Origin of the sequence: Nocardioides mesophilus, assembly GCF_014395785.1 — a bacterium.
GTDB lineage: Bacteria > Actinomycetota > Actinomycetes > Propionibacteriales > Nocardioidaceae > Nocardioides_B > Nocardioides_B mesophilus.
In genome coordinates, this window is record NZ_CP060713.1 from 76492 (window position 1) to 98305 (window position 21814).

At 72.4% G+C, this 21814-nt stretch carries 21 protein-coding genes and 1 pseudogene; 13 read left to right on the forward strand and 9 right to left on the reverse strand.

What is annotated here, in order from left to right; genetic code table 11:
• Positions 1-16: 16 nt before the first annotated feature.
• The 6 genes from H9L09_RS00350 to H9L09_RS21460 all read left to right on the forward strand — a co-directional run bounded on the left by H9L09_RS00350 (position 17) and on the right by H9L09_RS21460 (position 6062).
• A complete protein-coding gene (locus H9L09_RS00350) occupies positions 17-754 on the forward strand; it encodes an LppX_LprAFG lipoprotein (protein WP_187578846.1) in 738 nt (245 codons plus the stop codon).
• Positions 751-1998, forward strand: coding sequence for an MFS transporter (locus H9L09_RS21780; protein WP_246456175.1), 1248 nt, complete (start codon positions 751-753; stop codon positions 1996-1998). Before H9L09_RS00350 ends, H9L09_RS21780 begins: the two co-directional genes overlap by 4 nt.
• Entirely contained in the window at positions 1968-2651 is a 684-nt protein-coding gene (locus tag H9L09_RS21785) for an MFS transporter (RefSeq protein ID WP_343065166.1), read from the forward strand. The genes H9L09_RS21780 and H9L09_RS21785 overlap by 31 nt, the downstream gene beginning before the upstream one ends.
• Positions 2648-3607 carry a ferredoxin family protein gene (locus H9L09_RS00360; protein ID WP_187578847.1) on the forward strand — a complete coding sequence of 320 codons (960 nt, stop codon included), beginning with the start codon at positions 2648-2650 and terminating at the stop codon, positions 3605-3607. Before H9L09_RS21785 ends, H9L09_RS00360 begins: the two co-directional genes overlap by 4 nt.
• Positions 3608-3661: 54 nt before the next feature.
• On the forward strand, positions 3662-4159 hold the full coding sequence (locus tag H9L09_RS00365; protein WP_187578848.1) for a beta-class carbonic anhydrase: 498 nt from the start codon (positions 3662-3664) through the stop codon (positions 4157-4159).
• Between the two features lie 412 nt (positions 4160-4571).
• Positions 4572-6062, forward strand: a complete 1491-nt coding sequence (locus tag H9L09_RS21460; RefSeq protein ID WP_223164159.1) for an HNH endonuclease signature motif containing protein — start codon at positions 4572-4574, stop codon at positions 6060-6062.
• A gap of 43 nt (positions 6063-6105) precedes the next feature.
• Here the strand turns inward: H9L09_RS21460 and H9L09_RS22355 are convergent, their stop codons facing one another.
• A complete protein-coding gene (locus H9L09_RS22355; protein ID WP_281390797.1) occupies positions 6106-6237 on the reverse strand; it encodes a hypothetical protein in 132 nt (43 codons plus the stop codon).
• Between the two features lie 212 nt (positions 6238-6449).
• The gene (locus tag H9L09_RS00375; RefSeq protein WP_187578849.1) at positions 6450-8540 is read right to left on the reverse strand and encodes a DNA gyrase/topoisomerase IV subunit B; all 2091 of its coding nucleotides are present in this window, start codon (positions 8538-8540) and stop codon (positions 6450-6452) included.
• 362 nt (positions 8541-8902) lie between these two features.
• On the opposite strand from H9L09_RS00375, the gene H9L09_RS00380 reads away from it, so the two are divergent.
• From H9L09_RS00380 to H9L09_RS00390, 3 genes are all read left to right on the forward strand, one after another.
• Entirely contained in the window at positions 8903-9127 is a 225-nt protein-coding gene (locus tag H9L09_RS00380) for a DUF7455 domain-containing protein (protein ID WP_187578850.1), read from the forward strand.
• A 90-nt stretch (positions 9128-9217) separates the two neighbouring features.
• Positions 9218-9694 carry a DUF456 domain-containing protein gene (locus H9L09_RS00385; RefSeq protein ID WP_187578851.1) on the forward strand — a complete coding sequence of 159 codons (477 nt, stop codon included), beginning with the start codon at positions 9218-9220 and terminating at the stop codon, positions 9692-9694.
• 6 nt (positions 9695-9700) lie between these two features.
• Positions 9701-10561 (forward strand): DMT family transporter, encoded by an 861-nt coding sequence (locus H9L09_RS00390; protein ID WP_187578852.1) that lies wholly within the window; start codon positions 9701-9703, stop codon positions 10559-10561.
• On the opposite strand, the gene H9L09_RS00395 is transcribed toward H9L09_RS00390, so the two are convergent.
• Positions 10558-11100, reverse strand: a complete 543-nt coding sequence (locus H9L09_RS00395) for a hypothetical protein (protein WP_187578853.1) — start codon at positions 11098-11100, stop codon at positions 10558-10560. The genes H9L09_RS00390 and H9L09_RS00395 overlap by 4 nt on opposite strands.
• Positions 11101-11285: 185 nt before the next feature.
• Here H9L09_RS00395 and H9L09_RS00400 point away from each other — a divergent pair, with 185 nt between their 5' ends.
• Positions 11286-11540: a hypothetical protein gene (locus tag H9L09_RS00400; RefSeq protein ID WP_187578854.1), complete on the forward strand. Its 255-nt coding sequence runs from the start codon at positions 11286-11288 to the stop codon at positions 11538-11540.
• A gap of 13 nt (positions 11541-11553) precedes the next feature.
• Here H9L09_RS00400 and H9L09_RS00405 read toward each other — a convergent pair whose 3' ends face one another.
• From H9L09_RS00405 to H9L09_RS00415, 4 genes and pseudogenes are all read right to left on the reverse strand, one after another.
• A complete protein-coding gene (locus H9L09_RS00405) occupies positions 11554-12876 on the reverse strand; it encodes an RNA polymerase sigma factor (protein WP_425491736.1) in 1323 nt (440 codons plus the stop codon).
• 18 nt (positions 12877-12894) lie between these two features.
• Positions 12895-13071: pseudogene (locus H9L09_RS22870) on the reverse strand (RNA polymerase sigma factor); the annotation flags it as partial.
• A 144-nt stretch (positions 13072-13215) separates the two neighbouring features.
• Positions 13216-13779: an HhH-GPD-type base excision DNA repair protein gene (locus tag H9L09_RS00410; protein ID WP_187578855.1), complete on the reverse strand. Its 564-nt coding sequence runs from the start codon at positions 13777-13779 to the stop codon at positions 13216-13218.
• Positions 13780-13955: 176 nt separating this feature from the next.
• Entirely contained in the window at positions 13956-14363 is a 408-nt protein-coding gene (locus H9L09_RS00415) for a universal stress protein (protein ID WP_187578856.1), read from the reverse strand.
• A 128-nt stretch (positions 14364-14491) separates the two neighbouring features.
• On the opposite strand from H9L09_RS00415, the gene H9L09_RS00420 reads away from it, so the two are divergent.
• Positions 14492-14899 (forward strand): hypothetical protein, encoded by a 408-nt coding sequence (locus H9L09_RS00420; RefSeq protein ID WP_187578857.1) that lies wholly within the window; start codon positions 14492-14494, stop codon positions 14897-14899.
• Positions 14900-14955: 56 nt separating this feature from the next.
• On the opposite strand, the gene H9L09_RS00425 is transcribed toward H9L09_RS00420, so the two are convergent.
• On the reverse strand, positions 14956-16428 hold the full coding sequence (locus H9L09_RS00425) for a glutamate-cysteine ligase family protein (RefSeq protein WP_187578858.1): 1473 nt from the start codon (positions 16426-16428) through the stop codon (positions 14956-14958).
• Between the two features lie 43 nt (positions 16429-16471).
• Positions 16472-17503 (reverse strand): DUF4192 domain-containing protein, encoded by a 1032-nt coding sequence (locus tag H9L09_RS00430; RefSeq protein WP_187578859.1) that lies wholly within the window; start codon positions 17501-17503, stop codon positions 16472-16474.
• A gap of 173 nt (positions 17504-17676) precedes the next feature.
• Here H9L09_RS00430 and H9L09_RS00435 point away from each other — a divergent pair, with 173 nt between their 5' ends.
• Both H9L09_RS00435 and H9L09_RS00440 read left to right on the forward strand, forming a co-directional pair.
• On the forward strand, positions 17677-19071 hold the full coding sequence (locus H9L09_RS00435) for a DNA polymerase IV (protein ID WP_187578860.1): 1395 nt from the start codon (positions 17677-17679) through the stop codon (positions 19069-19071).
• A gap of 248 nt (positions 19072-19319) precedes the next feature.
• Entirely contained in the window at positions 19320-21527 is a 2208-nt protein-coding gene (locus tag H9L09_RS00440) for a S9 family peptidase (RefSeq protein ID WP_187578861.1), read from the forward strand.
• Positions 21528-21814: the final 287 nt, after the last annotated feature.

A 21814-nucleotide genomic window follows, 5' to 3' on the forward strand; every position in this document is an offset into this window, starting at 1 on the left:
ATGAAAGGCTTCGCCCATGACGCTCCTCCCGCGCACCGGGACGGCTGCCGCCCTCCGCGCGCGCCCGCACTCCCGCTCCCGCGTCGCCCTCGCCCTGCTCGGCGTGCTGCTGGCGGCCCCGCTCGCCGCCTGCTCGGGCAGCCAGGCGCAGGCACAGAGTCCCGAGGAGACCTTGGCCTCCGCCAAGGCCGCGCTCGACGAGACCTCGGGGGTGCGGCTCTCGCTGCAGGTCGACAACCTGCCCCGCGGCGTCAACGGCCTGGTCAGCGCCGAGGGCGTCGCCACCCACGACCCGGCTTTCGACGGCACGATCAAGGTGGCCGCCGCGGTGACCGCCGACGCGGCCGTGATCGCCGTCGACGGCAAGGTCTACGCGATGCTGCCGTTCACCCAGAAGTACGTCGAGATCGACCCTTCGGACTACTCCGCCCCGGACCCGGCCGACCTGATGTCCACCGAGGACGGCCTCTCCTCGCTGCTCACCTCGGCCGAGGACGTCGAGCAGGGCAACGAGGTCCGCGACGGCGAGGACGTGCTGACCACCTACACCGGCACGCTCGCCGGTGACCTGGTCGCGGCGATCATCCCGACGGCCTCCCCGGACGGCCAGTTCGACGTGACCTTCACCCTCGACGACTCCGACCGGGTCACCGAGATCCTCATGACCGGGCCGTTCTATCCCGCGGCCGCCGACGTCAGCTACACCGTGGACCTCGAGGACTACGGCGTGAAGAAGGAGATCACCGCTCCGTGAGCGACCACGGCGCCCCCGCGGCACCACCGCCGGCGGGGCAGCCGGCCCCGCGGGCGGTCCCGGCCGACGCCCGGGCGCTGCTGGCGCTGGCCGCCGTCTCGGTCGGGTTCGCCGCCGCCGACACCTACGTCGTGGTGCTCGCGCTGCCCGACATGATGGCCGGCTCCGGCCTCGGGATCGACGAGCTGCAGCGGGCCGCCCCGATCATCTCCGGCTTCCTGCTCGGCTACGTCGCGGTGCTCCCCCTGATCGGGCGGATCGCGGACCTGCGCGGCCGGCTGCCGGTGCTCGTCGGCTCGCTGGTCGTCTTCGCCCTCGGCTCGCTGGTCACCGCAGCCGCCTACGACCTGCCCAGCATGGTCTCCGGCCGGTTCCTGCAAGGGGTCGGCGGCGGTGGCCTGGTGCCGGCGACGCTGGCGCTGGTGGCCGACCTCTACCCGCCGCACCGGCGCGGCGTGCCGCTCGGGGTGGTCGGCGCGGTGCAGGAGGTGGGCAGCGTGCTCGGGCCGCTGTACGGCGCGGTGGTGCTCGCGGTCGCTCCGTGGCAGGGCATCTTCGCGCTGAACGCCCTGGTCGCCGGGGCCCTGGTCGTGGCGCTGCTGGTGCTCCGCCGCCGCGCGGGCGGCCGGCCGGGGCGCGCCGGCCGGTTGGGAACCCTCCCCGAATCCAAATCCGAATCCGAAACCGGCACCGGCACGGGCGGTGCCGCCCGCGCGGCGGCCGGACCGGAGGCGCCGGGGCCGACCGACTGGCCCGGGCTCGTGCTGGCCGGAGCGACGCTGCTGGCGCTGCTGCTGGTGCTGCTCGAGCCGGCGCCACTGGCCACGGACGTCACGCTCGGGCTGGCCTTCGTCCCGGCCGTCGGCGACTCCCGGTGGACCACGCCGCTGGCGCTGACCCTGCTCGTGCTCGCCGGGGCGTTGCTGGCCCGCTGCCTGCTCGCGGCGCACCCGGTGCTCGACGTACGCCGCTGGCGCAGGCTGGCCGCCGCCACCGACGTACCCGGGGCGTTGCTGCTGGCGCTGGCGCTGGCCGGGGTGATCCTGGCCTTCGCGACCGCCGATCCGCAGGTCGCGGTGTTCTCCCCGCCGGGCCCTGGCTGCTGGCCCTCGCCGCCCTCGCCGCGGTCGCGTTCGGGTGGCGCAACCACACCAGCCGGCATCCGCTCGTTCCCCACGGGGCCCTGCGCCGGCCCGCGGCCTGGGGCGCGCTGGTGGTCAGCTTCCTGGTCGGCGCCGCGCTGATCGCGGCGCTGGTCGACGTCCCGCTGTTCGCCCGCGTCACCGTCTACCCCGACTCCCAGCTCGACGCCGCGCTGGTGCTGGTGCGGCTGCTCGTCGCGCTGCCGGTGGGGGCGCTGCTCGGAGGGACGCTGGTGCGCCGGCTCTCGCCCGGGCCGGTGACCGCCGCGGGGATGGTGCTCGCCGCGTGCGGCTTCGTGTGGATGTCTCAGTGGGGCCTGACCAGCCTCGAGCACCCGCTCAGCACGGTGCCGCTGGTGATGACCGGCCTCGGCTTCGGACTGGCCCTGGCCCCGGTGAACGCCGCGCTGCTCGCGTCGACCGCCGACCAGGTGCACGGCGTGGCCAGCGCGCTGCTGGTGGTGGCCCGGATGGTGGGGATGCTGGTCGGCATCAGTGCGCTGACCACGATCGGCCTGCGGCGCTACTACGCGGTGCAGATCGGCCTGCCGTCCCCGACAGAGGTGTGCAGCACCAGCACCCAGTGCGCGGACTACACCCGGTTGCTCAAGGAGGCCGGGCTGGCCCAGCTGCAGACCGTCTTCGTCGGCGCGGCCGTCTGCGCGGTCCTCGCGGCCGTGGTCGCGCTGTGGGTCTTCCGCGACTCGCTGGTCGCCGACCGGTCCGTCACCGACGACGTGGCGGTGCCGCGGTGAGCGGCGCGCCGCGGTGCAGCGACGGCTCTGCCGCCGCCGGCGAGCAGCTGGCCGGCTCCGCCCCGCTGGCGCGTGCCTGGGTCGGGCTCGAGCAGGACGGCCCGTGGGGGGCCAAGGCGTTCACCGCGAGCCACCTCGACCCCAATCTCGGAGCGCTCATCGAGGCGCGGGCAGCGGCCCACGACGTACGTCCGGTGCTGCTGCGCCGGCCAGGGCGGCACGCGGACCCTGCGGACACTCCTCGTCCGGCGGCCACGGCTCTCCCCGGACGGCCGCGGCACGTGCTGGTCGCGCACACGGCGCCCGGCCGTACCTGGCTGCTCGAGGGCACGGTCGCCGACCCGGCCGAGGTGGGCGCACTCGACTGGGCGGCCGCCGCTGCCGGAGACGCCGACGCCGTACGCCGGTCGCTGCCCGGCCTCTCGGCGGTGCACCGGCCACTTCTGCTGGTCTGCACCAACGGCACCCGCGACCTCTGCTGCGCGGTGACCGGACGCCCGCTGGCGCTCGGTCTGGCCGGCGCGCGGCCCGGCCAGGTCTGGGAGGTCACGCACACCTCCGGCCACCGGTTCGCACCGACGGCGGTGCTGCTGCCGGCGGGGACCCTGCATGGCCGGCTCGACGTCCAAGCGGCCGGCGCCCTACTGGATGCGGCGGCGAGCGGCCGCACCGTGCTGGACGACGGGCACCGCGGCCGGTCGAGCTGGCCCCCGCCCGGGCAGGTCGCCGAGCTCGCCGTACGCCGCCGGCTGGGCGAGACCGGCCTCGACGCGCTCGACGTCCTCGAGGTCGCCGAGCAGGGCGAGCACGCATGGCGGTGCACCGTCAGCGGCCCCGACGGCGGCCGGTTCCGGGTCGAGGTGCGCTCCGAGGCCGACGGTGCGGTGCGGGCCGAGTCCTGCGGCAAGGCGGCGGTGCCGCTGCGGCGCTGGCACGCCGAGGTGCACACCTCGTGACACGAGGTGAGACCTCGATCGTCGCGCCTCCCCGGACTTGGTAAGTTGCGAGTCGTGACTGATGCGTTCGACGACCTCCTCAGCGCCAACCGCCACTTCGCGGAGAACTTCTCGCTCAGCGGCTTCGACGGAGTGGCCCGCGCCGGTGTCGCGGTGGTCACCTGCATGGACTCGCGGATCGACCCGATGGGGATGATCGGCCTGTCCCCCGGCGATGCCAAGATCTTCCGCAACCCGGGCGGGCGCGTGACCGACGCCGCGCTCGAGGCGCTGATCCTCGGCGTGCACCTGCTCAACGTCGGCCGGATCCTGGTGGTCCCGCACACGCGGTGCGCGATGGCCTCGTCGACGCTCGAGGAGCTGCGCGAGCGGGTCGGCGACTCGGCCGGCCAGGACGCGTCCTGGCAGCACTTCGGGGTGGTGGAGGACCAGCGGGCTGCTCTCGACGAAGACGTCCAGCGGGTCAAGAGCCACCCGCTGATCCCCGGGCACATCGCGGTCGGCGGGTTCCTCTACGACGTCGACACCGGTCTGCTCGAGCCGGTCGTCTGACCGCCGGCTGCTTCTGACGGCCGACGACCCCGGGTGAGGTCCGCGCCGGCACGAACCCGACGTCCGGAGGTCGACCTCGCCGGCAGCGTGCCCGGCAGGCAATGTCCGATCGGCCAGCACGTTCTCTACCTTCCCGGGCCTCGATGTCCGCGACGGCGGTGATCCGCGACACCGATCCGCCGGGCCTTAGCCGCGATCTGTGCCGTCCACGGTGAGGAGACCGGGGCGGCCGAGGGTAGTGACGACGCAGTTCGCCGGGCAGCGCGTCCACGGGAGGCAGACGATCTGCCGACCGCGGTGGCTCGGACAGGCGACTGGAATCGGGGCCGGCCCGAGACAGCAAATACACCGTTCCCACATGGTCCTGAACGGGCGCTGAAAACTGTCGGTGGGTGCCTCTAGCGTGTGGGGTATGGCAGCTGATCTCGAGGATGTGCGGGCGTGGGTGGGGACCCTTGCCGACCTCGGGGGTGGGCTCGGTGATGCCGAGCGGGTCGATCTGATCCGGGCGTTGGAGGAGCTGAAGGGTGCGGCGGCGGCTGCGCAGGCGCGGGTCTCGTGCGAGTTCGACGCCTCGCAGCGGGAGGCGCAGCGGGCGGCCGGGGTGCCGGAGCGGCGGGTGGGTCAGGGGGTGGCCGCGCAGGTCGCGTTGGCCCGGCGGGACTCGCCGCACCGCGGTGACCAGCACCTGGGGACCGCGAAGGCGCTGGTGCGCGAGATGCCGCACACGCTGGGGTTGTTGACCCGCGGGGTGCTCAGCGAGCGGCGGGCCACGTTGCTGGTGCGGGAGACCGCCTACCTCGCGCGTGAGCACCGGGCGGTGATCGACGCCGAGCTGGCCGGGCCGGGCGCGGTCGAGGCGGTGGCGGAGCTGAGCGATCGGGCGTTGGTGGCCGCGGCGCAGCGGATCGCCTACCGGCTGGACCCGCACGCGGTCACCGACCGGGCCCGGCGTGCGGCGTCGCAGCGGTCGGTGACGCTGCGTCCGGCGCCGGACACGATGAGCTACCTGACCGGGCTGCTGCCGGTGGCCCAGGGGGTGGCCTGCTACGCGGTGCTGACCCGGGCCGCCGACACCGCCCGGGCCGCCGGGGACCCGCGGACCCGGGGCCAGGTGATGGCCGACACGCTGGTCGCCGCGCTCGGCGCCCGAGCGACCCACCCCACACCCGCGGCCGGGCCCGCACCCTCACCCGGATCCGCGGCCGCACCCGGATCCGGATCCGGATCCAGCGCCCGGGCGACCCAGCCCGCCCCCGCGGCCGACGCCGGAACTGCCGCGGAGTCCCAGCCCGACCCCCGGCCCGCGACCGTCTCCCCGACGCCGGACCCGGCCGGACCGGCCGGGTCGATCTCCCTGCAGCTGGTGATGACCGACCGCACCCTGCTCCGCGGGGACGACGAGCCCGCGCACCTGGTCGGCTACGGCACGGTCCCGGCCGGCTGGGCACGCGACCTGCTCCGGAGCACCGGGGCCGAGGTGTTCCTGCGCCGCCTCTACACCAGCCCCAGCAGCGGCCGGCTGCTGGCCGCCGACGCGAAGGCCCGCCGGTTCACCGGCGCCCTGCGCGAGGTCCTCATCGCCCGCGACCAGCGCTGCCGCACCCCCTGGTGCGACGCCCCGGTCCGCCACCTCGACCACGCCCGGCCCTGGGAGAGCGGCGGCACGACCTCCACGGTCAACGGCCAGGGCCAGTGCGAGAAGTGCAACTACGCCAAACAGGCCCCCGGCTGGACCGCCGACGGCACCGCCCCACCCGGCGACCGCCACAGCGTGCACACCACCACCCCGACCGGCCACCGCTACCGCTCCCGCGCACCCGCACCCCCCGGCACACCAGCCCTCGCGCCCAGACGGAGCCGCGCGGAGCTCCACTTCAGCGACATCGTCCTGGCCAGCTGACCGTCCGCGTCAACTGACTGGTCTCGCCAGTTGACGCGCAGCGTCAGCCCGCGAGACCCAGCGCCCCAAGCGCCATCTCCTCGAGCATCGCCCGCATCTGCGGCTCCGGAAGCATGGCGCTGTCCGGGGTGGAGTTGAGCAACCCGAAGCACGCATGCGCCCGGGCCCGAGCCACACCGGCGGGGTGGTGCCCGCCAGACCCAAGACAGGAAATCCGGCCCTTGCTGACCATTGGTCGGGTTGAAAGTCGAAGACTGGCTTCAGGAGCCGCTGCGGCCTTGTGGCCGGCACTGTCTGCCGGGAGACAGTGCCGGAAGCGTCGCCGGCCGTCCCAGGCGCCGGACGGTCGTCCCAGACCGTCGGGCAGGTGATCCCGGCCCGGTCACCTCAGAAGTCGAGCTCCTCGTCGCTGAGGTGGCCGCCGTTGGCGACGATGAACTCCTTGCGCGGTGCCACGTCGGAGCCCATCAGCAGCTCGAACACCTCCGCGGCCGCCTCGGCGTCGTCGGCGGTGATCCGGCGCAGGGTGCGGTGCCGCGGGTCCATCGTCGTCTCCGCGAGCTGGTCGGCGTCCATCTCGCCGAGACCCTTGTAGCGCTGGATCGGGTCCTTCCAGCGCACCCCCTTCTTGGTCAGCTCGGCCAACCGGCGCTGCAGCTCCACGTCGGAGTAGGAGTAGAGGTACTTCTCCATCCCCTTCTTCGGGTTCGACAGCTCGATCCGGTGCAGAGGCGGCACCGCGGTGTAGACCCTGCCCTCCTCGATCAGCCCGGGCATGTACTTGAAGAACAGCGTGGCCAGGAGGCAGCGGATGTGCGCACCGTCAGAGTCCGCGTCGGCCATGAAGATGATCCGGCCGTACCGCCGGGAATCGATGTCGAAGGTCCGTCCGGACCCGGCGCCCACCACCTGGATGATCGCGGCGCACTCGGCGTTCTTGAGCATGTCGCCGACCGAGGCCTTCTGGACGTTGAGGATCTTGCCGCGGATCGGCAGCAGCGCTTGGTACTCGGAGTCGCGGGCGAGCTTGGCGGTGCCGAGGGCGGAGTCCCCCTCGACGATGAACAGCTCGCTGCGGTCCATGTCGTTGGAGCGGCAGTCTGCGAGCTTCGAGGGCAGCGCGCTGGACTCCAGGGCGGTCTTGCGACGCTGGGTCTCACGGTGCTGACGGGCGGCGATCCGGGTCCGGGAGGCGTTGGCCACCTTCTCCAGCACGATCTTGGCCTGGGCCTTGTCACCCCGCTTCGTGGAGGTGAGGAACGCCTTCAGCTCCGCGGCGACCACCTTGCGGACGATGTTGCGCGCCGCCGGGGTGCCGAGCACCTCCTTGGTCTGGCCCTCGAACTGCGGCTCGGCCAGCCGGACGGTGACGACGGCGGTGAGCCCCTCGAGCACGTCCTCCTTGATCACGTCGCTCTCCGCGGCCTTCAGCTGCTTGGACGCGCGGAGCACCTCGTTGAAGGTCTTGGTGACGGCCTGCTCGAAGCCGGCGACGTGGGTGCCGCCCTTCGGGGTCGCGATCACGTTGACGAACGAGCGCAGCTCGGTCTCGTAGCCGGTCCCCCACCGCAGCGCCACGTCCACGCCGAGGTCGCGCTCGACGTCCTGCGGGGTCATGTGGCCCTTGTCGTCGAGCAGCGGCACCGTCTCGGTGAACTTGTCGTGCCCCTCCAGGCGCAGGATCTCGCTCACCGGCTCGTCGGTGGCCAGGAACTCGCAGAACTCCGCGATGCCGCCGTCGTGCTTGAAGCGCTCCTCGACCGGCTCGTCACCGCGCAGGTCGCGGATGACCAGCTCGAGGCCGGGCACGATGAAGGAGGTCTGCCGGGCCCGGGTCACCAGCTCGTCGAAGACGAACGTCGCGTCCTTGGTGAAGATCTGGCGGTCCGGCCAGAACCGGATCCGGGTCCCGGTGACGCCCTTCTTGATCCGTGCCCCCTTGCGGGTCAGCCCGGACTGCGCGGTGAACCCCGCCTCGGGGCCCTCGCCGGCGAAGACGCCGGGCACGCCGCGCTGGAACGACATCCCCTGCAGCGCCGGGGACCGCTCGACGTCGACGTCGAGGCGGGCGGAGAGCGCATTCACGACCGAGGCGCCGACGCCGTGCAGACCCCCGGTGGCGTTGTACGAGCCGCCGCCGAACTTGCCGCCCGCGTGCAGCTTGGTGAAGATCACCTCGACGCCGGGCAGCCCGGTCTTGGGCTCCTTGTCCACCGGGATGCCGCGCCCGTCGTCGTGCACCTCGACGGAGCCGTCCCGGTGCAGGGCCACCTCGATCCGCTGGGCGGCGCCCGCCAGAGCCTCGTCCACGCCGTTGTCGATGATCTCCCAGACGCAGTGCATCAACCCGCGGGTGTCGGTGGAGCCGATGTACATCCCGGGACGCTTGCGCACCGCCTCCAGGCCTTCGAGGACCAGCAGGTGGTGGGCGTTGTACGAGTTGTCGATGGCGGACCCTCCGGCGGTGCGGGCTGGCACGGGACTCCTGACGCAGGCGAATGGGGCTCGGGACCCAATCTAGTCGGCGACACGCCGGGCCCCGAGGCGCCACGCCTACCCGGTTTGCGGCCCGCGGAAGGTCACGATGTGGGCACGGTCCTGGCCGACTGGGTTTCACATTCTGTGGATTGGCAACCTAGGGGGTCCAAGCCACGTCAGACTGGAGAACGAACAACGGTGGGAACGGTGTGGGAGAGGTCACCCGGCCAGAGCCGGGGGAAACCCTCCACAGCGGGAAGTGTCAGGCGTGATCGGATGTTGTTCTCGGTGAGACGGGATGCGGTGGGATTGGCCCTCCGCGCTACGTTGAGCAGAACACCAGCAAGGAAACGAGGGCTCAAGTGACCACTGCAGTTGCCACGAGTACGCCGCTCACGGCTGTCGACCGCTGTGACCGTTGCGGTGCGCAGGCCTACCTGCGCGTGGAGCTCGCCGGAGGCGGAGAGCTCCTCTTCTGCGCGCACCACGCCCGCGAGCACGCCGACAAGCTGCGCGAGATCGCCGTCAGCGTGCACGACGAGACCGGCAAGCTCGTCGACCAGCCGACCACGCCCGGGACGCCCTGAGCTACCCCGGACCCCACGACCCACGAGAGCCCCGGCTGATGCCGGGGCTCTCGTCGTTCTCCCTGCCCGCGACATGAAAGGCTGAGCATCGTGACCCCGACCGACTTCTTCGTGGGCCTGGCCATCGCGGTGGGCATCGTCGGCATCGTCGTGCCGGTGCTGCCGGGATCGCTCCTCGTGCTCGCGGCCATCCTGGTGTGGGCGCTGGAGACCGGGTCCGCGTCCGGCTGGACGGTCTTCGCCGTCGCCACCACGCTGCTCGCCGCCGGGGCCGTGGTCAAGTACGCCGTTCCCGGGCGCCGGCTCAAGACCGCGGGCGTGCCGAACCGGACCCTCTGGTTCGGCGCCGCGCTCGGGGTGGTCGGGTTCTTCGTGATCCCCGTCGTGGGCTTGTTCGTGGGCTTCCTGGCCGGGGTCTACCTCGCCGAGCACCAGCGGCTCGGCGCCAGCCTGGCCTGGCCGTCCACCAAGCACGCCCTGCGGGCGGTCGGCCTGTCGCTGCTGATCGAGATGGCGGCGGCACTGCTGGCGGCGCTGGTCTGGTTCGTCGGCGCCCTCGCGGTCTGAGCCCCGATGGCCGTCCTGCTCGCACTGGGCTCTGCGCTCGCCTACGGGTTGTCCGACTTCGTCGGCGGTCTGGTCTCCCGGCGCGCCTCGGCCTGGGCGGTCGCCGTGCTCGGTCAGCTCTCCGCCACTGCCTGCACGGCGCTCGTCGCGCTGCGGGTGGGCGGCTCGCCTGGGACGGACGACCTGGCCTGCGCGCTGCTGGCCGGGGTGGGCAGCGGCGTCGGCACCGGCTTCCTCTACCGCGGCTTCGCGGCAGGCCGCATGAGCGTCGTGGCGCCGGTCTCCGCGGTCGGCGCGGCCGTCGTACCGGTGCTCGTCGGCACCCTGGGCGGCGAGCGCCCGAGCGCCTGGGTCTGGCTCGGAATCCTGCTGGCGCTGCCCGGCATCTGGCTGGTGGCCCGCGAGCCCGACCCGCCCCGGCCGGACCCCGCAGCCACCGCCGTCGGACTGGCCTCCCTGGCTGACGGCCTCACCGACGGCATTCTTGCCGGACTGGGCTTCGGCGTGCTGTTCAGTGCCCTCGGCCAGATCCCCGACTCTGCTGGCTGGTGGCCGTTGACGACCGCGCAGGCGGTCTCGGTGCCAACCGTCGTGCTGCTGGCCGTGGTGCTCCGGGCACCCTGGGTGCCCCGGGGTCGACCGGTGCGGTGGGCGCTGGCCGCCGGCCCCCTCGGAGCGACCGCGACCGGCTGTTTCCTGCTCGCGACGCAGCAGGGCTACCTCACCATCGCCGGGGTGCTGGCCTCGCTCTACCCGGCGACCACGGTGCTGCTCGCCGCGGCGCTCCTGCACGAACGCATCCACAGAGCCCAAGGCGTGGGCCTCGGGCTCTGTGGTGCGGCGATCACGCTGGTGGTCGTCGGCTAGCCGCGAGCCACCCAGGCGGTCCACTCGTGCCGGCTGCCGAGCCAGTCGCGGACCTGGTCGCCATCCGGCTGCTGGCCGCCGGCCCGCACGGCGATCCGGACCTTGCCGGGCCGGTCGAGGCAGGCACGCGCCATCCGGATGTGGGTGGTGTCCGCGGCGTAGTCCAGGCTCATCTGGTAGTCACACTCGACCGGTGTCCCACCGCGGCGCAGGTTCCAGCCCTCCGTGCGGACGAGCATGTAGTCGGTGCCGTCGAAGAGACCGGCGGAGAACGCGTACTCCGGCCCCGGGTCGGTGCGGTCGGTGTCGACGAACACGGTCATCCCGGCGCCGCTGCTGGGCGCTCGCACCAGGTTCTCGTGCTGGACGACGACGCGGACGGCTTTGGCGTTGACCAGCCGCACGCTCTGCAGGTCGACGCCGTGGGCGACGTCGCCCTTCGCGTCGTCGAAGGTGCGCTCGGCGGCGAGCGCAGGGCCGGCGGCGGCCAGGGTGGCGAGGGCGAGAGTGGCGGTCGTGGTGCCGAGCTGCTTGATCACTGGTGTCTCCTGGGCTGGCGGACCTCCCCGTGAGGTCCTCGTGTGCCACCAAGACGCATCCGTGATCCTCGAGGTTGCATCGTCCGTCCGTGCGCCTGTCGCCGGTTGCCGGGCCGGCTCGCACACGAAGGAGTAGATTCATCTTCACCGACGCATCGGACCGTCGCTGAGCCAGGCAGGCAAAGATGACAGCGAACGAACGGCCCCGCACCCCCGGCCGCACTCCCGGCCCCGCCGCCGGACCTCCCGACGCATCCGCGATCGACTTCGTCGACGAGGTCGGCGTCCTGACCGGCACCGGCAAGCACGGCCGTCAGTGGCGGATCACGTCGGTCTACACCGGGTGGCGGCTGGAGTTCCTGGACCCCGGCGACGAGCGCCGGACGTACGCCGGCACGCACCCCACCCTGCTGGCCGCCAAGGCAGAGGCGGACCGCTGAGGGACCGCCGGCCTCAGTCCAGGTAGTCGCGCAGGACCTGGGAGCGGGACGGGTGACGCAGCTTCGACATGGTCTTGGACTCGATCTGCCGGATCCGCTCGCGGGTCACGCCGTAGACCTTGCCGATCTCGTCCAGCGTCTTCGGCTGGCCGTCGGTCAGCCCGAACCGCATCGACACCACGCCGGCCTCGCGCTCCGACAGGGTGTCGAGCACCGCGTGGAGCTGCTCCTGCAGCAGCGTGAACGACACCGCGTCCGCGGGCACGATCGCCTCGGAGTCCTCGATCAGGTCGCCGAACTCCGAGTCGCCGTCCTCGCCGAGGGGCGTGTGCAGGGAGATCGGCTCGCGGCCGTACTTCTGGACCTCGATGACCTTCTCCGGGGTCATGTCGAGCTCCTTGGCGAGCTCCTCCGGAGTGGGCTCGCGCCCCAGGTCCTGGAGCATCTGCCGCTGCACGCGGGCGAGCTTGTTGATCACCTCGACCATGTGGACCGGGATCCGGATGGTGCGGGCCTGGTCGGCCATCGCCCGGGTGATCGCCTGGCGGATCCACCAGGTGGCGTAGGTGGAGAACTTGTAGCCCTTGGTGTAGTCGAACTTCTCGACCGCACGGATCAGACCGAGGTTGCCCTCCTGGATCAGGTCCAGGAAGAGCATGCCGCGTCCGGTGTAGCGCTTGGCCAGCGAGACCACCAGCCGCAGGTTGGCCTCGAGCAGGTGGTTCTTGGCGCGGCGGCCGTCCTCGGCGATCCACTCGAGCTCGTCGAGGATCTTCGCGGAGATCTTGCCGCCCTTGGCGAGCTTCTCCTCCGAGAACAGGCCGGCCTCGATGCGCTTGGCGAGCTCGACCTCCATCTCGGCGTTGAGCAGCGGGACCTTGCCGATCTGCTTGAGGTAGTCCTTGACCGGGTCGGCGGTCGCGCCGGCGACCATCACCTGCTGCTCGGGCTCGTCGGACTCGTCGGTGGAGGAGACGACGAAGCCGGCGTTCGCGGCCTCCTTCTCGTCCTCCTTCAGCGACGGGTCCACCGCGAGGTCCTTCTCGAACTCCTCGTCCGGGACGTCGGGCAGGACCTTCTTGCCGTCGGGGCCGACGACCAGCGCCGCCGCGACCGCGACGCCGTCGACGGTCTCGGGAGCGGCCTTCTTCGCGGCGGCCCGCTTGGCGGGGGCCTTCTTCGCGGCGGGCTCGGTGGCCTCGGCCGGTTCGGCCTTCTTCGCGGGTGCCTTCTTGGCCGGGGCCTTGGCCGCCTTGGTGGCCGCCTTCACGGTCGTACGACCGGTGGCGGCAGCCGCAACACGCTTCTTGCTCTTGCTGTCCTCTGCAGAGACCACGACCGAGATGCCCTCCTCACTGAGATGGCGCAGCAGCGCCTTCAGGTGCGCCGGGGTGTGCACGGCGGCGTCCGTGGCGGACCGCAACGCGTCTGCCGTCACGTGCCCGGAGGCTCGGCCTCGGTCGACCAACGCTTCGATGTCGGGGTGTGCCAGGACATCTGCGGGGAGCTTGCGGGACGCGCTCGTCGACACGAACTACCTCTCGTACAGCGATTGTCGGGCGCGGCAAAGCCCGGTGTCGTCAAGAGCCGCTCTCTTCATTGTGACACGTTTACCCACCTGTCCAAAGGCGCACCCCGTCGCACAGGGGCGAGTGGGGACGGTTCGCGCGCCCCGTCAGGAGCGAGCGGCGGCCTTCTGCTCCTTCTTGAAGGAGCGCACCTTCTCGAGCGAGACGACGTCGACCACGTCGGCCACCGACCGGTAGCAGCCGTCCTCCGAGTAGCTCCCCGCGGCCGTCTCCCAGCCGTCGGGACGCACTCCGAGCTGCTTGGCGAGCAGCGCCACGAAGATCTGCGCCTTCTGCTTGCCGAAGCCGGGAAGGGCCTGCACCCGGCGCAGCAGCTCGCGGCCGGTGGTCGCCTCCTCCCACAGCCGCTCCGTGCGGCCGCCGTACTCCTCGGTGACGAGGGCGGCCAGCTCCTGCAGGCGGGCCGCCATAGATCCCGGGAACCGGTGCACCGCCGGTGGCGTCGCGCACAGCGCCGCGAACTCCTCGGGGTCGGCGGCAGCGATGTCGGCCGGATCGATTGACCCGAACCGCTCCAGCACCTTCGCCGGGCCGGCGAAGGCACGCTCCATCGGGAACTGCTGGTCGAGCATCATCGCCGCGAGCAGCGCGAAGGAAGACTCGTCCAGAACCTTGTCGGCGGCGGGATCGCCGGTGATGTGGAAGCCCATGGGTCTCATCCTGCCGTGCGCGGATCGCGGCGGTCGAGCTGGTACTCCAGGAGGGTCGGATGAGATGTTCGACAGGGCGACGACGGCCGCGCGCTCCTGGACGGCGACGAGCTCCGGCAGGTCGGCGGCTTTCATCGGCCGGAACGACCACTCCATCTCAGCGCGGCCACGGCTGGTCAGTCCTCGGTCGCCTTGACGGCGAGGACCGGGCACGGAGCGTCGAGCAGCACCCGCTGGGCATTGCTGCCGAGGATCAGCTTGCCGACCGGCGAACGGCGACGCAGGCCGATCACGATGATGTCGGCGTTCACCTCGTTGGCCACGTTGACCAGGTCGTCGGCCGGGTCCAGCCCGCGGACCAGCTGGCGCACCTCGTGCTCGACGCCCGCGGCGTTCAGCATCGAGCGGACCTCCTCGAGCTGGCTCTCGGACTCGATGGCGTCGTCGCGGTCGAACTCGCGGCCACCCCGGTGGGAGTTGACCACCACCAGCCGCATCTTGCGCAGCTGGGCCTCCTCGGCGGCACGGCGCAGCGCAGCGCGTCCCTCGGACTTCGGCACGTAGCCGACCACGATGGTCCCCATTGACCGGTCCTCCTCGATTTCCCCTGCCAGGGCGCAGGTGCTGCCCGACGTTATCCACACCGGGGCGTGCGGCGCCACCTGTGGACGAGCGGCGACGGCGTGGCGTGAGACGCGGCAGGGTAGGAGCCATGGCTGTTCCGGAGCTGACGTGCGCCGTGCTGCGCCGCACCGTCGGCGAGCTGCGCCGTCGCGAGACCCGTCGCGTGTTCGACCCGAGCATCTGCCTGGGCACCCTCGGCGGACCCCACGAGAGCTTCGTCCTACGAGCCCAGGACCTGCCCGTGCTCGACGCGGCCTTGCGCATGGAGATCGTCTCCCGGCTGGTGTCCCTCGCCACCGAGCCGCCGCGGGTCGGCTGGTTGGTGCGGCCGGGAGCGCCCGAGGACTACGAGTCCGACCGGGAGTGGTGTGCAGCCACCACGAGCGCCCTGTCGATGCACGGGATCGAGCTCGAGGCGTTCTACGCGGTTACCCGCTACGGCTGGCGGGACGTGCGCTCGGGCGAGTCCCGGACCTGGCGCCGGCTGCGGATCTGAGCGACCCTCGGCCGCTCGCCACCTCGTCGTCCCACGCCAGGGCGTCGAGCCGGTGGCTACTCCCAGGTGTGCACCGGCGCGTTGTCCGCCATGTGCTCGCGATACTCGTTGAGCGTCCCGCGGAGCGCGGCCAGTCGGTCCGAGTCGCCCGAGCCGGAGCGCTGGTGGAACCGCTCGACGAACCACGAAGCGCCGTTCTGACCGGTCAGGCAGCGCTGCTCGATGATCCCGAGCAGACGATCGGACTCCTCGAGGCTGACGCCCCACGACTCGAGGCCGGCACGCGCCATCGGCAGCAGCCGGCGCAGCACGAGCTCGGTGGCGGGGACCTGTCCGAGCCCGGGCCAGTAGACGTTGGCCTCGATCCCGTCGCGGGCGGCCACATGGAAGTTCTCCTCGGCCGCGCTGAAGGACATCTGCGACCACAGGGGTCGCTCGTGCTCGGCCAGCGTGCGCACGAGTCCGTAGTAGAAGGCGGCGTTGGCCATCGTGTCCACCACCGTGGGGCCGGCCGGCAGCACGCGGTTCTCCACGCGGAGGTGCGGGGTGTTCTCGACCACGTCGTACACGGGCCGGTTCCAGCGGTAGATGGTGCCGTTGTGCAGCCGGAGCTCGGCCAGGCTCGGGGTGCGGCCCGCCTCGAGGGCCTCGAGCGGATCCTGCTCGTCCAGGATCGGCAGCAGCGCCGGGAAGTAGCGGACGTTCTCCTCGAAGAGGTCGAAGATCGAGGTGATCCAGCGCTCGCCGAACCACACCCGGGGCCGGACCCCCTGCGCCTTGAGCTCCTCGCTGCGGGTGTCGGTCGCCTGCTCGAAGAGGGCGATCCGGGTCTCACGCCACAGCTCGCGCCCCAGCAGGAACGGCGAGTTGGCGCCGAGCGCGAGCTGGACACCGACGACCGCCTGGGAGGCGTTCCAGTAGGACGGGAAGTCCTCGGGGCTGACCTGGAGGTGGAGCTGGGTGCTCGTGCAGGCCGCCTCGGGGACGATCGAGTCGGCGGTGGTGCGGAGCCGCTCTGGGCCGCCGATGTCGATGACGATGTCCTCGCCCCGGGCCGCCAGGATCTGGTCGCTGAGCAGCTGGTAGCGCGGGTTGGAGCTCAACGAGTCGGGACTCATGTGGCCGGCCGACAGCGTCGGCAGGATGCCGATCATCACCATGTGCGCACCGAGCCGCTCGGCCTTCTCCTCGGCGTCGTTGAGGCTGGCGCGCACGCCCTCCTCGAACTCGGCGAAGCCGCGGTCCTTCAGCTGCTTGGGGGGCACGTTGATCTCGAGGTTGAACTGGCCGAGCTCGGTCTGGAAGTCCGGGTCGGCGATCGCCGCGAGCACCTCGTGGTTCTTCAACGCGGGATCGCCGGCGCCGTCGACGAGGTTGAGCTCGATCTCCAGCCCGGTCATCGGGTAGTCGGCGTCGAAGCGCGACTCCCGGAGCATCCGGGCGAAGACGTCCAGGCAGCGCCGGACCTTCTCGCGGTAGCGCGTGCGGTCCTCGCGGGAGAACTCCTGCTGGACGACCTCTTCACCCATGGGCGCAGCCTAGGCCCAGGGGGGTCCGAATCCCAGGAACGCCTCAGTCCGCGAACAGGCTCAGCCCACCCGGGTCCAACGGACGCCACGAGCGCGGGGGCACCGCGGCGGCGAGTGTCTGCGTGACAAGCCCGGCCATGCTGTAGCCCGGGTCGGCCTCGTGGCACCGGTCGACCGCGCACCAGGCGAGGGCGCCGTCACCGGAGATCCAGGCAGCGAAGGCGAGCAGCGCGGCCGGGGCGGCCAGCAGCTCGCGCGGGCTGTGCCGGACGACGTCTCGCCACAGGTCGACGTGCCTGTCGACCGACTCATGCGTGATCTCGGCCCAGGCGACATCGCGGATCTCGATGGTGCGCAACGCCGTCAGCAGCCGACCGGTGTCGGCGGCGGAGAGGCTCTCCCGGTCGTCGACGAAGCGGCGGACGCGTCGCTGCACCCAGCGCCCCTCCGCCACCAGGTGCTCGCGCAGGCGCGCAGGGGCCGGCGACCCGGGTGGTCGCCGGGCCGCGGCGGAGAGCCGGTCCTCGTGCGCCGCGGCCTCCCGGCGGACCTGCTCCAGCGTTTCCGGGTGGGTCGGGGCGAGCGAGTCGCGCAGCGCGGCGCGGCTCGGGTGCACCACCCGGCCCCGGACCAGGGCCTGCACCGTGAACGGGTGCGTGGCGAGGTCGTAGGCGGTGCCGTGTCCGGGGAGGAGGGAGCCGTCCTCGTCGTGCTGGAACCACCGGGCCCCGTCGGCGCGGACCACCGTGAGCAGCTCGACCCGCGCGACGCCGAGATGACGGGCCAGCCGGGTGCCGACCGCGTGCGCGAGCAGCTCGTCGTCGGTGTAGAGCAGCACAGCCACGGTCAGGACCCCGTTGGCGTAGGCGACGCCGGCGAGCTCCTCGGCGAGGTCCTCGATCTCCTCGTCGGCTGCGGCGTCGGCGGGCAGGTCGACCCTGGCGTGGATCGGCACCCGGGCCGGTCCGGTGCTGAGCATCACCACCGAGCGCTCGGGATGGAACCCGAGCAGCATGGGGACGCAGGCGAGCAGGTCGGTGGGGCTCTTGGCCCGCAGGATGGTGGTCTCGGTCATGCACGGAAGCCTCCGCCGGGCCGCCCCCGGGCGCGGTGTCGCCGCATCCGGCTGGGGACGGTGTCCGGGTCCGCGCCGCTGTGGACACTTCCCGGCGCGGCCACGACCGCAGAGTCCGCTCAGGCGGTCGTGGGCTGCGCGTCCGTGGAGGTGCCGCCCGGCATGATGGGGGCGTGCGTGCCGAAGCGACGATCCTCCACGTCGACCTCGACGCGTTCTTCGCCGCGGTCGAGCAGCGGGACAAGCCGTCGTTGCGGGGCAAGCCGGTGATCGTCGGTGGTGTCGGCGGACGTGGCGTGGTGGCCACCGCGTCGTACGAGGCGCGGGTGTACGGCGTCCGGTCGGCGATGTCGAGCGCGGAGGCGCGGTCCCGGTGCCCGCACGCCGCCTTCCTCACCGGCCGCTTCGACGCCTACCGCGCCAGCAGCGCCCAGGTGATGGCGCTGCTGCGCCGGCTCTCGCCGCTCGTGGAGCCGCTCTCGCTGGACGAGGCGTTCGTCGACCTCGCCGCCGCCGACCTGGACGACCGGTCGGTGGCCGGCGTCACCCGGGTCGCCGAGCAGCTGAAGGCCGACGTCGCCGAGGTCACCGGCGGCCTGTGCGGCTCGATCGGCGTGGCCTCCTCGAAGCTGGTCGCCAAGATCGCCAGCGACCTGGAGAAGCCGGACGGCCTGGTGGTGGTCCCGCCCGGCACCGAGCGGGACCTGCTCCGGCCGATGAAGGTCGGCGTGATCCCGGGCGTCGGCCCCGCCACCGCCGAGCGGCTGCGGCGGGTCGGCGTGCGGACCGTGGCCGAGCTCGAACAGCTCTCCGTCGAGGAGCTCGTCCGGCAGCTCGGCCAGGCGCACGGGACCTCGCTGTTCCACCTGGCCCGGGCCCAGGACGACCGCGCCGTCGTCGCCGAGCGCGAGGCGAAGTCGGTGAGCGCCGAGGACACCTACGACACCGACCTGGTGGACCGTCGGCTGCTGGAGGGCCTGCTGGAGCGCCAGGCGACCAAGGTGACCGAGCGGCTGCGCAAGGCGCGGCTCTCCGGCCGGACCGTGACGGTCAAGATCCGGTTGCACGACTTCAGCACCCATACCCGCTCCGCCACCTTGCCGGCCCCCACGGACTCCACCCGGGTGGTCGCCCGGCTGGCCCGCACGCTCCTCACCGAGGTGGACACCTCCGGAGGGGTCCGGCTGCTCGGCGTCGGGGTCTCCGGCCTGGCCGACTGGATCCAGGAGGACCTGTTCGAGACCGAGGACCCGGAGCCGGACACCGCGCCGCTGCCGGCGGTGGACCTCGACCGGGTGACCCGCTCACGGCAGTGGTCCCCGGGGATGGACGTCGAGCACGCCGAGCACGGCGCCGGCTGGGTCTGGGGCTCGGGCATCGGTCGGGTGACGGTCCGGTTCGAGACCGCCGAGACCGGGCCCGGGCCGGTGCGGACGTTCCGCGCCGACGACCCGGCGCTGCGCCCGCGCCGGGTCGCGCCACCCGACGACGCCGTCGCCGACGCCGACGCCGAAGGTGCCGGTGCCGCTGCCGGTGCCGATCAGCGGGGCGGTGCAGAACCCGAGTGAGAGCCGCGCTGGTGCGACCGGCGCGTCGTCCCCGGGAGAGCGGGCCAGGTCCCGCGTCGTCCCCAGGAGAGCGGGCCAGGTCCACAGCGCGACGGTTGTTGTCCACAGGAATGTGCACCGCCTGTGGATAACCCGACGTCCGCGGTGCACGCCCGCCGGCGAGGCGGCCCCGCCGTGCGGACGGTCCGTGCCCGCTCCGGGAGGCGTCCTGCACCCAGTGCTGCGGGGGCCTCGGATAGTTTCAGCCCATGCCCGTGACGCCTGCGCTTCCCGACCAGCCCGACAGCACCGACCGCACCGAGCGCACCGAGCGCTCCGCCTCCCCCGGCGCCGGCCCCGACGACGTACGCCGTCCGGAGCCGCCGGTGGCCCGGACCGTGCCGGCGACGCGCACCTTCCACGGCGACACGGTCATCGACGAGTACGAGTGGCTGCGGAGCAAGGACGACCCCGAGGTCCTCGCCTACCTGGAGGCCGAGAACGCCTACACCGAGGCACGCACGGGGCACCTGGCCGGCCTGCGGGAGCGGATCTTCGAGGAGATCCGCAGCCGCACCCAGGAGACCGATCTCTCGGTGCCGGCCCGGATCGGCCGCTACTGGTACTACAGCCGCACGGTCGAGGGCCAGCAGTACGGCCTGAGCTGTCGCTGCCCCGCGCAGGGCCCTGACGACTGGACCCCGCCGCGACTCAGCGCCGGGGTCGACGTGCCGGGCGAGGAGGTGCTGCTCGACGTCAACGAGCTCGCCGCGGGCCACGACTTCTTCTCGCTCGGCACCGCCTCGGTCAGCCCGGACGGCTCCCTGCTCGCCTACTCCACCGACACCGTCGGCAACGAGCGGTTCACGCTGAAGGTCAAGGACCTGGGCACGGGCACCCTGCTGGCCGACGAGATCCCCAACATCCTCGGCCCGGCGGTGTGGGACCACGCCGGCACGACGCTGTTCTACACCACCGTCGACGACTCCTGGCGCCCCGACAAGGTGTGGCGGCACCGGCTCGGCACGCCGGTCGCCGACGACGTACTGGTCCACCACGAGGCCGACGAGCGGTTCTGGACCTCGATCGGACGCAGCCGCAGCGACCGGCTGCTGGTGATCGGCTCGGGCTCGAAGACCACCACCGAGTACCGCGTCCTGGACGCCGACGACCCGACCGGCGAGTTCCGGGTGGTCGCCCCGCGCCGGCAGGGCGTGGAGTACGGCGTCGTGCACGCCGTGATCGGCGGCGAGGACTGCCTGCTGGTGCTGCACAACGAGGACGCGCTCAACTACCAGGTCTCCCGGGCGCCGTGGGACGCGACCTCCGCGGACCAGTGGGAGCCGCTGATCCCCCACGACCCGGCCGTGCGGCTCGAGGACGTCGACGCCTTCGCCGGCCACCTGGTGATCAGCCAGCGCAGCGACGGCCTCACCCAGCTGCGGATCATCGAGCTGACCGAGGAGGGGCTCGGCGAGGACTACCTGATCCCGTTCGACGAGCCGGTCTACACCGTCGGCGCGGGCAGCAACCCGGAGTTCCACCAGCCCACCGTGCGGCTGGGCTACACCACGATGGCGACCCCGCCGGCGGTCTACGACTACGACGTCGCCAGCCGCGAGCTGCGGCTGCTCAAGCAGACCCCGGTCCTCGGCGACTTCGACCCCGACCGCTACGAGCAGCACCGGCTGTGGGCCACCGCCGACGACGGCGTCCGCGTCCCGATCTCGATGGTCTGCCCCACGGACGCCCCTAGGGACGGCACAATGCCGGTGCTGCTCTACGGCTACGGCTCCTACGAGGACTCGATGGACCCGTACTTCACGATCTCCCGGCTGAGCCTGCTCGACCGCGGCGTCGGCTTCGCGATCGCGCACGTGCGCGGCGGCGGCGAGATGGGCCGGCAGTGGTACGACGAGGGGAAGATGCTGCACAAGCGCAACACCTTCACCGACTTCGTGGCCTGTGCCCGGCACCTCGCCGACGAGGGCTGGACCGCGGCGGACCGGCTGGTCGCCGAGGGGGGCAGCGCCGGCGGCCTGCTGATGGGCGCGGTGGCGAACCTTGCTCCCGAGGCCTTCGCCGGCATCGTCGCCGACGTCGCGTTCGTCGACCCGCTGACCAGCATCCTCGACCCGACGCTGCCGCTGACCGTGATCGAGTGGGAGGAGTGGGGCAACCCGCTCGAGGACCCCGAGGTCTACGCCTACATGAAGTCCTACAGCCCCTACGAGAACGTGGAGGCCAAGCGCTACCCGCCGATCCTGGCCGAGACCTCGCTCAACGACACCCGGGTGCTCTACGTCGAGCCGGCCAAGTGGGTGGCCCGGCTCCGGGCGACCGCGCTGAACCCCGAGGACGTGCTGCTCAAGATCGAGATGTCGGCCGGCCACGGCGGCGTCAGCGGCCGCTACAACGCGTGGCGGGACCGGGCGTTCAGCCTCGCGTGGATCCTCGACCGGCTGGGCCGCGCCTGAGCGCCGCGTCCCTCCGGGTTCTCGTCGCCCTCGCGGGCAATCCGGAGGCCTCGGTCGCGCGAATCCCTGTCGGAGGCTGAGAAGTCCCTGAGATCGTGCCCGTCCGGCAACTTGTGGCAGACGTCAGACGTCCTACAGGCGAAGGGTTCGGGAAGTCAGGGGCTCTTCGGGAATCCCGGTCCGCTCCCATCCGTTGGAACGAGTACCGGGGACTACCGGTGGGTACATCCCCCGGCAACGAGGAAGGGAGCGCACGTGGCAACGAGTCGCACGCACACACGCGAGAT

Bases quoted from the DNA above. Each gene is read 5' to 3' on its own strand.
- H9L09_RS00390 (WP_187578852.1), top strand. From the start codon at position 9,701: ATGGCCGTCCTGCTCGCACTGGGCTCTGCGCTCGCCTACGGGTTGTCC.
- H9L09_RS00350 (WP_187578846.1), top strand. From the start codon at position 17: ATGACGCTCCTCCCGCGCACCGGGACGGCTGCCGCCCTCCGCGCGCGC.
- H9L09_RS00425 (WP_187578858.1), bottom strand. From the start codon at position 16,428: ATGGGTGAAGAGGTCGTCCAGCAGGAGTTCTCCCGCGAGGACCGCACG.
- H9L09_RS00420 (WP_187578857.1), top strand. From the start codon at position 14,492: ATGGCTGTTCCGGAGCTGACGTGCGCCGTGCTGCGCCGCACCGTCGGC.
- H9L09_RS00415 (WP_187578856.1), bottom strand. From the start codon at position 14,363: ATGGGGACCATCGTGGTCGGCTACGTGCCGAAGTCCGAGGGACGCGCT.
- H9L09_RS00400 (WP_187578854.1), top strand. From the start codon at position 11,286: ATGACAGCGAACGAACGGCCCCGCACCCCCGGCCGCACTCCCGGCCCC.
- H9L09_RS00430 (WP_187578859.1), bottom strand. From the start codon at position 17,503: ATGACCGAGACCACCATCCTGCGGGCCAAGAGCCCCACCGACCTGCTC.
- H9L09_RS00410 (WP_187578855.1), bottom strand. From the start codon at position 13,779: ATGGGCTTCCACATCACCGGCGATCCCGCCGCCGACAAGGTTCTGGAC.
- H9L09_RS21460 (WP_223164159.1), top strand. From the start codon at position 4,572: ATGGCAGCTGATCTCGAGGATGTGCGGGCGTGGGTGGGGACCCTTGCC.
- H9L09_RS00440 (WP_187578861.1), top strand. From the start codon at position 19,320: ATGCCCGTGACGCCTGCGCTTCCCGACCAGCCCGACAGCACCGACCGC.